The sequence below is a fragment of the Limosilactobacillus albertensis genome (genome assembly GCF_014145555.1).
GTDB lineage: Bacteria > Bacillota > Bacilli > Lactobacillales > Lactobacillaceae > Limosilactobacillus > Limosilactobacillus albertensis.
Genome location: NZ_JACIVD010000077.1, coordinates 17,946 through 32,348, shown reverse-complemented (window position 1 = coordinate 32,348; position 14,403 = coordinate 17,946). Strand labels below are relative to the sequence as shown.

The window sequence follows — 14,403 nt, the reverse complement described above, 5'->3', positions numbered from 1 at the left end:
CTTCTGACAAACAGAAAGCATATTTAACACTGTTAGTATATCAAAAAGGCTAGCTGGTTGCAATCGCTTTTATAAGGCCAATAGCTTTGATTTCTTTATTGGTTCGATAAAGCTTGCGCTAATTCTTCTGCTGATGGAATCTTCTCATGACGGAAGCCTTCATACACATTTTTTGCTAGTGCCGATCGCTGTTGAAATAATCGTGCTTGCTTTATCGCAAACGCCGTCAATGAATTATTCTGTATTTCATTGGCTAAACGGGCATTAGTTGTCAAAGACGGCTGGTAGGTAATGGTTTCAAACCGGTCAAGCATATCATAGACACTTTGGCTAGCCTGAATTGTTGCCGCAAACTGCTTTAATTCTTTTAAGAAAGCAAGGATCACGTCTTGGTATCGACAATGTTCACCAGGAGATTCTAGTGCAACCTGCTCATTCATCTGGTTAAACTCTTGCAAATCATAGGCAGCTGATGGACTAGCTAAAAAGTAAGCGGCCATCAAACGCAGCAAATTAACCGCATCACTACTAATGCCAATACTTGCCCAAGGATTAAGGTCCAGCATCCGCAATTCTAAATAAGCTGGGCTAGTTGCTGAAAGGTCCTTTATACTACCGCTTTTGCGCAAGCGAACAGGCGAATGAAAGTCATGCTCTGCCAAAAGTTTCTTATCACGAATACCTGCTAAAATATGCTGCTGATAGTGTTCAATATCCGAAAAATCACCATCATATTTCGTACCAAAGCCATACGTACTTTGCCGAATACTGCGGACTAACTTTTGCGGTCCCTGATCATTTAAGAAGTAATTTTGCTCAGCAAGCGGACTTGCCCCAAAGAAATAAGTTAACATAAAGCGGTAACGTAAAAAGCCTTGTGCAAGTATAATGTATAGCTGATTCTTTTCTGCTACTGTTAATTCTTTAGTAAGCTGCGGATTCAAGCCTAAGTTAACGTGGATCCCACAAGGTGTTGCTTCTTGTAGTTCATGCGATTTTAACCATGTAAAAAAATAGTTGCGTTTTTCCTCATTGGCATGAGCAACATCAACTTGGCTCCGGTCTAGGGGGAGTTCTGGAGGCATTGATAATGGCCATAGGTACTCATTATCATGGAGGTTTCTTCTTAAAACGTTACTTATTTTTTCAAGATATAATAATGAATCTTCGGGAGTTGCTGCTACCGGAGTTACTACCTCCGTCATTGTTTCCATAAAGTCATTAGTAATCCACGGATTTGTCTGCTGATCACCAATATTTTGAGGATAAGGAAACGAACTAATATGACCATCAGAATCGATCCGTTGGCGTTCAACTTCCAGACCGATTAAAAAGTTAACTAATAGATTTGCGCGATTTTCATTAATAATCTTCTTTCCGAATTCACTAAACATACCCGTCTTGCCTCCAATCTCATCCTACTAAATAATTTTTATCATTATACACTAGTCGTTAGTTGATAATGATAAAAATTGTAATCTTCAAACAAATATTAAATTTATAGTCAATTAAACGTCTTATTCAATATCATAAAAATAAATAAATTTTAGGAATATCTTTAAGGGTAAGATTAAAAGGCTTCTTAACCATATGCAATACGCTCCTTTGTTTTAGAACTTTTTAGAACTTTTGCCAAGAAACAAAACTAAAAAAGACACCCATTGCTGGGCATCTTTGATTTTGATTAGTCGCTTGTCAGATAGTTATTTGACTTTCTATTTTAGATCAAACAGTCTAAAAAACTAGTCCCGTATTTACCACTGGTTAAATTAAAGTTATCTAGCACTGTCGCACCCAAATCAGCAAAAGTTGGTCGTGTTCCTAGAGAACCACTTGCTTGCATTGCGGGTGAATAGACTAGTAATGGTACGTTTTCACGAGTATGATCGGTTCCTTGAAAGCCAGGGTCATTACCATGGTCAGCAGTAATAATTAATAAATCATCAGTTCGCAGAGTATCTAATACCAGTCCTAAACGCCGGTCAAAATCCATCAATGCCTGACCAAACCCTTTCGGATCGCGCCGATGACCATACATCGTGTCGAAATCAACCAAATTAGTAAAACAAAAACCAGTAAAATCTTGGTTCATCACTTCATCAACATGGTTCATTCCGTCCATATTGCTTTCATTATGATAAGCCCGAGTAAAACCTCGTCCAGAAAAGATATCATTTGTTTTACCGACAGCAATTGTTGTTAATCCAGCTTGGTGCATTCGATCAATAACCGTTAAGCTTGTTGGTTCTAAGCTAAAGTCGCGGCGATTTGCAGTTCGGGTAAAGTGGTCTTTATCCGGTCCAATGTACGGTCGCGCAATTACCCGACCAACTGTATACTTAGGTCCGTTTAACAGAGTCCGCGCAAACTGACAAATCTTATAAAGTTCCCCTACAGAAATCACATCTTCATGGGCAGCAATCTGCATTACCGAATCGCCAGACGTATAGATAATTAGTTCTCCTGTATCTAATTGGCGCTCGCCGTAATCATGAATCACCTTTGTACCAGAATATGGCTTGTTAACAATAACATCACGTCCAGCAAATTCCGCAATTTTATTAATGATCGATTGTGGAAACCCTGTTGGAAAAGTAGACAGCGGTTGTTGCACCGGTAGTCCCATCATTTCCCAGTGACCATCCATACTATCCTTACCAGCTGAAATTTCTGCCATTTTACCATAATACGCTAATGGCCGCTCAGCTTTTGGAACACCGAGGATCGCCTTTTCACGTAAATTGCTAATTCCTAAGCCCCCTAAGTTAAGCAATGATAATTTTCCCTGGTAGGCAGCACCAACATGTCCAAGCGTATCTGCACCAACATCGCCATAATTAACTGCGTCCGCTGCTGCACCAGTACCGACCGAATCTAAAACAATTCCAAATATACGTTGATATTTTTTATAATCCGCCATTAATCCGCTGTTCCTCCCTCATTGTCAGCTTCACCGCTTGCCCAGACCTTAGTTGCATAAATAGAATTAAATAATAGCGCAGCCTGCAAGGCAATTTGCGATAAATCACCGCCGAACGTCCCAATATGAATTCCCATTTGGAAACGAACTGCTAGGATAATCCAATAAATAATATTTGCTGTATTTACCCAAATCCACAGTGACCAATTTTCTTGGTATTTAAGAATATAAAGTAATTGGGCAATAAAACTAACAACTAAATTAAAGGAATCAAAATATGGAAGCTGACCATGAAAAAGGCTGATAAAGTACCAACCAATAAAGTAGGCAACTACGACACCAGCGAATACCCACCGCCGAACTTGCGGACTGAATCGCTTAGTCGCATCATCATGTCCCCACATAAACCAGCCGATTGGTTGCGAGATCACGTAGAAGATATCCATCACAAAAGTTCCCCAAGTATGACTTTGCCAAGCAACATAGGTCATCGCTACACACTGAATGAACCCAAAGATAAATGTTACTTTCCGTCCCTTCATCCCATAAACAAGAGCAAGCGTACCAAAGACCCCCGACATCATTCCAATCCATCTATCAGGTGCAATCAGGTAAACACCAACTTGGAGTAAAAGCAAAATTGTAACATAAATTACTTCAAATTTTTTCCACTTGCTGAAAAGCTGGGTAAAGAGCCAGCCATGATTATTAGTTGTATTTGTCATCTTAATTTTCCTCCAAACTATGATCACTTAGAATGTCAAATGCGAGTTTAAGCGAAGCAGTCTCACCTTTAGCGACGAGGTCATCCCCATTAACCAGATCATTAACTCCTGAAGATAGGTCTCCCTCATAGAGAACGACATTATTCAAGATTGATAATGTTTCCATCTCTCGTTGACGGCCAATAGTCAGCAAAGCGCCAGATTCCATATCGGCACCGACAATTCCTAATTTTGACCAGAAAGCCTCAACTTCAGAGTTATTATCCATATAAAAGCCGTCATGGGAACGAATAATTCCATAAACCGCTTCAGGAGCATATTTGCGTGCTAACATCATTAACTTAAAGGACGGCACTGCAGGATAGATTTCTGGAACATATTTTTTCGTTAAACCATCGTCACGAACAGCTCCTTCGCCAATAATCAGCTGTCCTAAGCTAATCCCAGCTTGCATTGCTCCGGCTGAACCAACCCGAATTACATTTTTTACGTTAACTCGATTAAGCTCTTCAACCCCAATTCCAGCTGAAGGTGCCCCGATCCCTGTCGACATGACTAAAATTTGTTTACCTTGATAAGTGCCAAGGATCGACTTATATTCGCGGTTAAAGGCCCACTTTCGGACATTGTTTAATAATTCGGCAGCTTTATCTACCCGTGCAGGATCACCGACAATTACTGCGCTGTCAGTATCAATCGCGGTAGTTAGCTGCGTGTGTGGTTGTGGTTCTTCTGTCATAATGATTAATCCTCCGTTTCCATAATCTTTTGTAAGGTCTGATAATCGGTGATTTTGATCGTTGAACGATTAATCTTAATTACATTGAGATCAGCTAATCGTTTCAACACGCGGTTAATATTACGATAAGAAGTATCAACTTCATAAGTGATTAGTTCGCGGGTAATCGGCACCTGTTTATCATCACATTGAAGTAAAAATAAGCCAATTTGCTGTAGCGCTGAATGCATACTATAACGCTCCATCCGATTTGTTAGATGGTAAATCTGCTCCGAAAGATTTTTAATTAGACGGTCTGCAAAGCGATGATCCTTTTGTGACCACTCGACAAAATCACGATTACGAATAACTAGAACCGTTATCGGCGTAATGTTGATAATCGATGCACTATAGGGCCGGTTAATAATTGCCTCTTGTTCCCCAAGAAACATTCCAGAATCATAAACGTCTAAAACAACCTGTTTACCACTTGGCGAGTTCAAGAAGACTTTTACCCGCCCTTCAACTAAAATATAAGTATCCTGATAACTATTCCCTTGATAAAGGACAAATTGTTTCGCATCAAAATGCTTAACCTGCATTCGCTCAATAATATTTAGGGGCGCCGTTTTTACCAATTGCCGAACTTGCTCGTTTGAATTAATTGCCTTATACACTTCATTAATATTCAAGAGTATCACCCTCACTCTTTATCATCATTATATCGGTTAGCGCTTACAATTTTCTATGTCACTTGTCCTTTAATATACATTAAAATTAACATTTTACTATATCTTGATGCAATTCTGGGGACATTTGTCTTTGCTTTGGAACTTTTGCCAAGAAAAAAAGACACCTATTACTAGGCATCTTTAAATTAAGTCGTGATGAGACAGGTTATTATTCAGTTTTCCGGTTACCTAATTCCCAAAAAGCGAGTGCCGAGGCAGCTGCGACATTTAAAGAATCAACTCCCGCAGCCATCGGAATCTTAATCGTGAAATCACTCTGCGCAATTGTCTTTTCTTTCAATCCCGGACCTTCTGAACCAAGAATGATAGCCAATTTATCTACCTTATCCAACTGCGGATCATTAATACTAACAGTGTTGTGACGCAATGCCATCGCTGCCGTCTGATAGCCTAGCTGGTGGAGAAGACTAATTCCTTCTGACTGCCAAACCTTCGCATCAACATAAGTCCACGGTACTTGAAAAACCGTGCCCATTGCTACCCGTGAGGCCCGACGATAAAACGGGTCAGCAGAGTCGGTCGTTACAACCACTCCATCTATTCCCAGTGCCGCTGCCGAACGAAAGATTGCTCCAACGTTGGTGGGATTAACAACGCTTTCCAACACTGCAATTCGGGGATGATCCGTCGGCATTGTTGTCAAAAAGTGAGATATGTCAAAACGCCGGATTCGATACATTGCTGCGAGTGCTCCTCGTAAAAGATTATAACCAGACAGTTGGCTGAGTAATTCACTACTAACAACATAAATTGGTACTTGACCTAATCCTCCTGCAGGACCGATTGCCATTTCATGATCTAAGTCGGCCAGATCACGGTCCAATGCCTTTTCCTCCATCAAAATAGAGGCCGGCAGATATCCCGCATGTAAGGCGCGCGCAATTACCTTCGGACTTTCTGCAATAAATAAGCCGGGATTGGGTTCCATAGAATGAAAAAGCTGAACCTCATTATATCGGACATAAGGGTCTAACTCAGGATCTGTTAGGTCTTTAGGAAAAATTAAATTATGCATTTTGAATTTACCTTTTCTATTTCATTTGGATTCAAGTATTTTGGCGCTTGATACACTAATCATACATGAATATATTTAATTTCGCCATGGCGGCTGGTAGAAATGGGTATTTACCTAATTAAATTGTTATCAAGGCTTCATTCCAATTCCCCGATTAACCGCTGAATCATAAGTTAGTTTTACATAGGCAGCCATAATAATCGGTAGTACTGTTAATAAGATTATTAATCCAATAATAACGGCAATCGCTACCTGAATCAGAGTCATCACGCCAGATGGGATTAGTGCCGCAAAGGTTCCGCTTAAAATAACTATTGCCGACATCACAACTGCGCCAATTACTGTCGCCGCTTGCAAAATATGTTTAACCTGGTTCCCCGGAGCAACTAATTCTTCATCGCGGTAGCGCATCATTAAGAAAATACTATAGTCAACACCAAGTGCAATTAACATGATAAAAGTGAAAAATGGTGTATTCCAAGTCAACATGCTTTCATGCAACAACTGCCGCGTAATTACTGCCGTCAAACCGATTGCCGTATAGTAAGTTCCAATCAGGGTTATAATGATCACTATTGGTTGAAGGACCGAGCGAGTAAATATCAATAGCGCAAGGCCGATTCCAACAATCATAATCATCGCGGTTCGCGAAAAGTCACTTTGCGATAGTTTTTCTAGATCGGCAATTTGCGATGTTTGTCCACCAACGGCAACTTGGGCCTTACTTAACGATGTGGCCTTAACTTGAGCCTTGACATCTTGAGTTAACTGTTTGACTGCTTGTGTTGCTGCATGACTGCTTGGATCATCTTTCAGGGTAACTGATATTTGGGTGATATGCCGATTTTTCGACATATAAATGTTATAAGAATCGACTAATTGATGGTTTCCTAATTCATTCCGAGGAATATTTAATTGGTTCCCTGCTGGTGAGTTTTTTAATTCTCCCAAATAAGATTGAACTTGATTAATCCCTGCTTGAACCTTTGTTAGGCCATTAACTGCTTGGTTTAGGCCAGTTTCCAACTGACTGACCTGCCCAGCCATTCCCTGTAATTGTTGATTAAGCTGCTGAACACCACCATTCACCTGGTTAATGCCACTCCCCAATTGCTGACTACTGCTTGCTAAGGTACTGCCACCAGCATAAAGTTGGGAACCTGCCTGATCGAGTTGACTTCCTCCAGCAGCTAATTGATCGATCCCATTTTCTAACACTGGAACTTGTTGATTAATTGCCGTTAACGCACTTGTCAGGCGGCCTGTTCCTTGGCTTAATTGCATCGACATCGTTGCGTAGGAGCCACTTGTTTGGTTATTAATCAACTGGTTTAATTGTTGGATTTGACTATTAACCGTAGCGACTTGCTGATTCAATTGCTGGCTTGCCGCCGTAACTTGACCGATTCCAGTTGCAAACGGATTAACCCCCACTCTTAACTGACCAATCCCACTAGTAAGCTGACTAGTTCCCTGAATATAGCGATTAGTTCCTGTAATGTATTGATTTAAACCGCTATTAAATTGACCATTAGCATTAGCTAACCGTTGACTACCACTGGCTAATTCTTGAACTTGCTTGACACTTTCCCGGATATTAGCTCGACCAATTTGATCACTAGTATCTTGCAGGCCGCTACGAATAGTAGTTAACCCACTCTGCGATTTATCTAATCCTCGCAAAACAGTTTTAAGTTGATCTTTAACATAAAGCTGCTTGATTGGTTTTCCTGTCGGCTGAGTAACCGAATTCACCGCTTTAACATTCGGATCTTTCTTAATTGTATTTGTAGTTTGATCAATTGCCGCTAAGTCTTTTTGATTATCTAAAGGATGGTCTAGCTTAATATCAATAGTTGTCGGCGAAACTTTCCCCTTTGAAAAGTCACGTTGGGCAATTAGGTATCCCTGCTTGATTGAATTACTGTTTGGTACTTCATCAGCAGAATTATAATTTAATAAGTGTGGCGTGTTAAGCATAGCTGTTGCTGCAATTCCCGCTAAGATAACCATATAAAGCAACGGGTGGTGTAGTCCTCTTTGCGCAAGAAAATGCCATACCTTACTGGATTGCTGAATCTGGAAATTCTTTGATGGCCAAAACATTTTTCGACCCAAAACTGCCATAAAGAAGTAATTCAAAGTTAGCAGTACTGCCAATAGGACCAAAACGCCGACCGAACAGCTAACTGCCGATTGATAAAATGAGAACTTAGCAAAACTCAGCGCTGCAAAACCAATAAAGACAGATAATCCACTATAAATAATTGTCCGACCTGCTGATTGTTTAACGACATTAATTGCTTGATACTGGTTACCCTTGCCCAGCTCTTCCTTAAATTTATCGTAAAGCAAAATATTATAGTCGGTACCAACCCCAAATAAAATAATTACCAGAAAGACTTGGGTAAAATCAGAAATTGGGAAATTAGCATATTTAGCAAGATTCATTACTAAACTAAGAGAAACGATCATTGCAATGCCAACGGTCAGTAACGAAATCAACGGGATAATAACCGAACGAAAAACTAATACTAAAACTACAAAGATAAAGATAATTGCGATGATTTCAGTTTTTTGAATTCCTTTTTCCGTTGTATTAGAGAATTCATCTGATAATAAATCATCACTCGTCACATAGGTCTGCAAACCCTTAACCTTTAATTGACGCTTTACCTGCTGTGCTTGGTGATCAAATTTCGCAGTATCCTTAATGTTAACAGTTACTAATTCTGTTTGACGATTTTTTGAAATAAGCTGACTAGCAACATCTTGACCATCTCGAGCACTAGTAATTCTTGTCACATTATACCGGTTACGATGCTCATCAAGAACCTTAACTTTGCGGTTAATTTGCTGCTGATCATCAGCATTTAATTTACCGTCCTTATGGTAGACAACCACTATCGAATTCGTATTTTTCTCCGTACTCATCTCCCGCGCTAGTTTATTAGCACGGGCACTTTCACTACTTGCAGGTAAGATAACATGCCCCTGTTGCCTAACTAATGTCGAAATATCAGGGAGGGTAACCACCGCGACAACTGCTAGTACTAGCCAAATAATAATTGCGGCAATGTGATTCTTTTTAAGCCAGCCCATGTTTAAATTCTCCTTTTTTGAACATCTGTTGATTATTTAACAACTGTATAGTATATTATTGGGCAATAACCTGAACAATAATTAATCTTTGCAACAGTGTCAATTTTTGAACACATCATAATAATTTGTCGGAGGAAAGCTAAATGAGTGATCGTCGCGTAAATCGAACTAAACGTCAAATAAAAGAATCATTTATTAAACTGCTGAGTGAAAAAGAAATTTCTCGAATTACCGTTTCGGAAATAACCGAGCAAGCTGATATTGGTCGTGGTACCTTTTATACTCATTACCAAGACATTTATGACCTGTATCAGTCATTAATTAATGAATTAGCACAAGAATTATTAAAGATTTTTGATAAATACTACTCACCGGCTATAAAAGGAAATAATTTCATTCCACTGTTTCGGGCCTTATCCGACTATGTTTCATCACAACAGCAGCTATTCTCTATCCTCATTAATAAGCGGAATAACAGGTTAACTATTAGCTACTTACAAGATCAGTTCAAACAAGAACTAATTAACTATAATGATTCGGAAGATCTTGAGTATATTATTGGGAATGTCTATGGTGTCTCAGGAATATTTGGTATCTTTATCGACTGGCTTCAGGGAAAAATAAAAGCCTCACCAGAACAACTTGGCGAAGCAATTGGTAAATTTGCGAATAAATATTGGTTTCCGAGATAATGTCAAATAGTTAATAATGAAATAACCCTTTATTTAGTGTTAAAAGCATCATGATGCGTTGCTTAACATCTTGTGAAATATGATTAGTCACACTGGCTAGTTTAGTAATTATCTCTGGACAGTCTTTTGAAGGCTTACAGATGTACTTTTGCTTTTTAATCGCCCAAATCGTTGGTTTATAGTGTAGGGAAGGGACTAAAATATAAACTTTATTAAAACAATTTTTACTCATTGGCTTGCCACAATGCGGGCAAGTCATAGAGTAGGTTTGTATTAAGTGGACGATAATGCGGTCACCCTGGTCTTCAATTGTCTCGGCAAAACTATTGTCTAATTCGATGTGTGAGTTCTTGATTCCCAATGCAGTTCTGGTAGAATTATCCATGAAAGATGGTCCTTTCTTAAACGAAGACGGGAGTGCAGCCATCTTTCGTTTTTTATTTTAAATTTTAAACTAAAATAAGTACTGATGTTAAGTTCCATCAGTACTTAATATTGTAGAGCCTAAATAAATCGGAAACCGATATTGGTAAGGAATTAGGGGTTTCTGACTGGACAGTTAGACGCGTTATCACTAACTTAGATCAATCATTTAAGCCTAATTACCATTGGTTACCCCGCCATATTGCCTTTGATGACTTCAAATCTGGGCGCTTTGCGCCCAGCGGAATGAGCACGATCCTAATGAACATTGAAAACAAACGAACTCTTGATATTATTTATTCGCGACGCAACAGTTATTTGCGAAACTATTTTCTGCGCTATGACCGTTCAGCGCGCCTAGCTGTTCAGACGGTGAACGTCGACTTGTATACTCCATACCGCCATTTAATTCGTGACCTTTTCCCCCATGCCATCATTATTGCCGATCATTTTCATGTCGTCACGCAAGCATACCGCGCATTAAATAAAATTCGAATTCAGGTAATGAATCGAGCAGGAAAAGGAACGCGGTAGTGGCGGGCGCTAAAACATTTCTGGAAACTAATCCTAACACCAGCTGGCAATCTTAAATACAATAATTATTGGTCACGACGTAACTTTGGCTATGCCCAATTAACTGACGTTGAAGTCGTCCACCGACTGTTAGATTTCGATGAAGACTTAAAGCAAGCCTATATCACTACTATCAAGACCTAGTTCTTGCCATCAGACAACGAGAGAGGCATTAGATCAACTTTTAGCTGTTAAATGGACGCAACTTCCACAACCACTTCAAAAAGTTCAACGCACACTACGTACTCATAGGCAAGAGATTTACAATAGTTTCAAATATGATACCTATACTAACGGACCTGTTGAAGGAACTAATAATAAAATTAAGGTAATTAAGCGTACAGCTTATGGCTTTCGTAACTTTTTCAATTTTCGTGTTCGAATTCTTATATCATTAGCTAATTCATATATCGCTATTAACTGGAAAAATCAAAAAAGGTGATGAGCAGAAATTGTTCATCACCTTTTTCAGTTTAAAAATACAACACCCCTTAATAAAGGGGTGAAGCGGCTCTCGCCATATTTTCTATCTACAATTATACCTTACCATGGTAAATAGTCAATGAATTAATCACTGTATATGGTTATACTATTGCAAATACTATTAAATAGATCACTAAAAATCTTACCTTGGTACAAGTCAGAGTTCCTCTGCATCCTAGTACACCATTCTTTTAAATCATCTATTTTATGTTGATGTGACTTTTGACTACACATAGTTTTATGAATACGTAATGCAAGTGAAATTTGTAATAATAATGGAGTGTGAATTTCACTACTTGTTAAATCATCATTTCTTAATACAGAATATATGTTGTGTGGAACTGGTTCTTCCTCGTTAACTAATGCATCTTTATTGAAAAGTACTCTATTATGAGCACAACTGTTCCTAAGTCTATTAATATATTTAAAAGATTCTCTTAGTTGTTGCAGCGTTTTATTATTGGGGCGTTTACGACTCAAATACTCAACAAATGATCGTAATTTCCCTAGGCTAGAAATCTCTATAATTATCCAAATTGGAGGGTTATCGTAAAATTGTTGATATTCTTCATTTACAATGAAATGACCGTTGTTATCATAATGAGAAACACTCGAAAATAATTTTCTTTTGAAGCCTTCAGGATTTTCATCTCTATTAATTACTTCCTGGACAATATGGTATCCATCTTCATCAGGATCATTTGTTATGATTCGCAATAGATACGTTTTAATAGCATGTTCTATATCCAAACAAACCTTCAGTAAACAGTATCTCAATTCCATATCCAATGTTGATATGTCAACTAACATATTGAAATTGTTAATACATTGTTCACCATTCTCCGTACTGTTAAACACCTTAACAAAAGAAATCATCTTATAAAAATAAGACTTATACTTCAAATATTTCTGGGCTTCAGGTTCGTCTTCTACACCGACACCATGATTCTTTAGCCATTCTATTTGATCTGCAAAACTTAACTTAGAGTTATCCATAATTAATACTTTCTCCAGTAAATTGATTAGTTCTTATTATATCAGATGGAATCGTCAGAAGTTATAACATAGCTTCGTTTTTATTACATCTAAAAAAGGCGATGAACAAATTTGTCCATCGCCTTTTAACTTATCGAAAATTGGATAACATATTACGTCTTAATCTTAGTTGTACTTCCGCTTAGTAGCACCATCCAAGGTAGTAAAGGTAGTGGCTGCCAGAATACCTAATCCAGCAATTGCCATTGTGTTTTCTTCCTTACTATTGGCGTTAGTTTGTGGCAACTTAGCTTGTTGAGCCTTGTATTCTTCACGAGTCATTGGTTCACTCATCTTAGTACCAAAAACTTACGCTAGTAGTTTCCATGCTTGCAGGTGCTTGAATACCAGCTTGTGAAGCTACACTGTCCTTAGATACAACGTTGATGTATTGACCTTGAGTGCCTGCTGAGGAAGCGTGACCATCGTCTGGCTTAGTAGGTGTGGTTGGGTTAGTTGGCGTTTCGCCACCCTTGTTATCATCGCCCTTAGAAGGTTGAGATGGGTCGATTGGTGTGTCACCATGATCCTTGTTGCCATCATCTGGCTTAGTAGGCGTGGTTGGGTTAGTTGGAACTGCTAATAATGTCAGTGCTAAGACGCTACTATCAATAGCGGAAGTACTTAAGACAAGTATGGATAATTTGGCAAATGGTTCAACTGATGAGGCTGAAATGGGCTACTACCAGAAGAAACTTTGGCAGGCCCTTAACAAGATGGATGATGAAAAGGCTGAACAAGTTTCAAAGAATGTTCTGGGCTTGATCAACCTCAATAAAGAATAATAATTCTACTAAATAAGGTAGGTACTACACTTTTGACAATTATGTAGTACCTACCTTATTATATGTATTATTTTTTTACTAAATCACGAAAATACTTATTTACTTCTTTGGCTTCTTTTTTAGTATTATAATCTAATTCTTTTTGAGGCAAAATAATTTTTAAAATTTCACGAATGTACTCATCAAGTAAGACTGCCGTTTCTTTTATCTCTTCACTATCATTATTTATTTTATTTCCATGAGTCTGCTTAGATCTTATATTAAAGGCAGCTCCGATTATCCTTTCTCTTGTATTATTTAAGCTCTTAATCCTATTTAAATTTTCTTTAAAAGACGAGGCTTCCTCATTGTTTAAATTTAGCAATCTTACAGTATATTTTTCCAACATTCCTTTAATTCTTTGGCTTTTACCTTCAAGGCCATATATACATTGAAGAAGCTGGATATAAAAATCAATTTTTACAGGTAGTTGACTACTTGAACGTGCGTTTTGTAAAGCAATTAATGCTCTGACAAAGCTTGATTCTTTACTCCTATCAAGTGCATCCACTTCAATTGTGTAAGCTACCTCTGAACTATAGTTTTTCTTAGGAGACGCTTTTAAATCTTTTAACATAATTGGCATCAATAAGTTATAATATTTTTCCACTTGTTTTAACTCAAAATTTGTTAATTCTATAGTATGATGTTCACCATTAGCTAAAGAATAATCTCTCATTATTGTTGAAGTATTTTCATACCCCGTATTTGTAAATAAATATGTATAATTCTCTTGCACACACGAATCTTTAACCATCCATATTGCCGTAGACAATACAATTAAATTTTTTCGAACCTTTTTTAAAAATAGGCCATATACATTATCAACCATCTTTTTAGCGGGAATATCATTATTATCTATAATTCCTTGCCTTATCTCCTCCAACTGCTTTACCATATCATTTGGAAAATCAAACCAGTAAAATAGACCCATTTTATTATAGGCTTCTTTATATCTCATTCTTCCATAAGAATTTATAAATTTTTTTGAAACCTGAATGTTATTTTTCAAAAAATCGTTATTATTTCTTACAACCATTTTTTGTGGTATTTTCTCCGTTAACACTTTATCAAAAAAGCCAAAATCTGATGTATTAGTAATAAAACTAAGCTCTGAAATTATTAAATGATTATAATTCAT

12 protein-coding genes and 2 pseudogenes are annotated in these 14,403 nt (G+C 37.9%); 3 read left to right on the top strand and 11 right to left on the bottom strand.

The window, feature by feature from the left end:
• Positions 1–95: 95 nt before the first annotated feature.
• The 7 genes from H5S41_RS11620 to H5S41_RS11590 form a co-directional block, all read right to left on the bottom strand.
• On the bottom strand, positions 96–1,394 hold the full coding sequence (locus H5S41_RS11620) for a glutamate--cysteine ligase (protein WP_182603428.1): 1,299 nt from the start codon (positions 1,392–1,394) through the stop codon (positions 96–98).
• Positions 1,395–1,720: 326 nt separating this feature from the next.
• Entirely contained in the window at positions 1,721–2,920 is a 1,200-nt protein-coding gene (locus tag H5S41_RS11615; protein ID WP_182603427.1) for a phosphopentomutase, read from the bottom strand.
• Entirely contained in the window at positions 2,920–3,645 is a 726-nt protein-coding gene (pnuC, locus tag H5S41_RS11610; RefSeq protein ID WP_182603426.1) for a nicotinamide riboside transporter PnuC, read from the bottom strand. The genes H5S41_RS11615 and pnuC overlap by 1 nt, the downstream gene beginning before the upstream one ends.
• A 1-nt stretch (position 3,646) precedes the next feature.
• Entirely contained in the window at positions 3,647–4,384 is a 738-nt protein-coding gene (locus tag H5S41_RS11605; RefSeq protein WP_182603425.1) for a nucleoside phosphorylase, read from the bottom strand.
• Positions 4,385–4,389: 5 nt separating this feature from the next.
• Positions 4,390–5,064 (bottom strand): Crp/Fnr family transcriptional regulator, encoded by a 675-nt coding sequence (locus tag H5S41_RS11600; RefSeq protein WP_231833157.1) that lies wholly within the window; start codon positions 5,062–5,064, stop codon positions 4,390–4,392.
• Positions 5,065–5,263: 199 nt separating this feature from the next.
• Positions 5,264–6,130 carry a TrmH family RNA methyltransferase gene (locus H5S41_RS11595; protein WP_182603423.1) on the bottom strand — a complete coding sequence of 289 codons (867 nt, stop codon included), beginning with the start codon at positions 6,128–6,130 and terminating at the stop codon, positions 5,264–5,266.
• Positions 6,131–6,259: 129 nt separating this feature from the next.
• Positions 6,260–9,232, bottom strand: coding sequence for an MMPL family transporter (locus H5S41_RS11590; RefSeq protein WP_182603422.1), 2,973 nt, complete (start codon positions 9,230–9,232; stop codon positions 6,260–6,262).
• A gap of 143 nt (positions 9,233–9,375) precedes the next feature.
• On the opposite strand from H5S41_RS11590, the gene H5S41_RS11585 reads away from it, so the two are divergent.
• Entirely contained in the window at positions 9,376–9,924 is a 549-nt protein-coding gene (locus H5S41_RS11585; RefSeq protein WP_153709068.1) for a TetR/AcrR family transcriptional regulator, read from the top strand.
• Between the two features lie 28 nt (positions 9,925–9,952).
• Here H5S41_RS11585 and H5S41_RS11580 read toward each other — a convergent pair.
• Positions 9,953–10,309: pseudogene (locus tag H5S41_RS11580) on the bottom strand (transposase family protein); the annotation flags it as partial.
• A gap of 143 nt (positions 10,310–10,452) precedes the next feature.
• Between H5S41_RS11580 and H5S41_RS12225 the strand changes: the two are divergent.
• Positions 10,453–11,362, top strand: a pseudogene (locus H5S41_RS12225) (ISL3 family transposase); the annotation flags it as partial.
• 125 nt (positions 11,363–11,487) lie between these two features.
• Here the strand turns inward: H5S41_RS12225 and H5S41_RS11570 are convergent.
• Positions 11,488–12,399 (bottom strand): Abi family protein, encoded by a 912-nt coding sequence (locus H5S41_RS11570; RefSeq protein WP_182603420.1) that lies wholly within the window; start codon positions 12,397–12,399, stop codon positions 11,488–11,490.
• 165 nt (positions 12,400–12,564) lie between these two features.
• Positions 12,565–12,720, bottom strand: coding sequence for a hypothetical protein (locus H5S41_RS11565; protein ID WP_182603419.1), 156 nt, complete (start codon positions 12,718–12,720; stop codon positions 12,565–12,567).
• Positions 12,721–12,968: 248 nt separating this feature from the next.
• Here H5S41_RS11565 and H5S41_RS11560 point away from each other — a divergent pair, with 248 nt between their 5' ends.
• On the top strand, positions 12,969–13,223 hold the full coding sequence (locus tag H5S41_RS11560) for a hypothetical protein (protein WP_231833152.1): 255 nt from the start codon (positions 12,969–12,971) through the stop codon (positions 13,221–13,223).
• Between the two features lie 67 nt (positions 13,224–13,290).
• Here the strand turns inward: H5S41_RS11560 and H5S41_RS11555 are convergent, their stop codons facing one another.
• Positions 13,291–14,403 carry a hypothetical protein gene (locus H5S41_RS11555; RefSeq protein WP_182603418.1) on the bottom strand — a complete coding sequence of 371 codons (1,113 nt, stop codon included), beginning with the start codon at positions 14,401–14,403 and terminating at the stop codon, positions 13,291–13,293.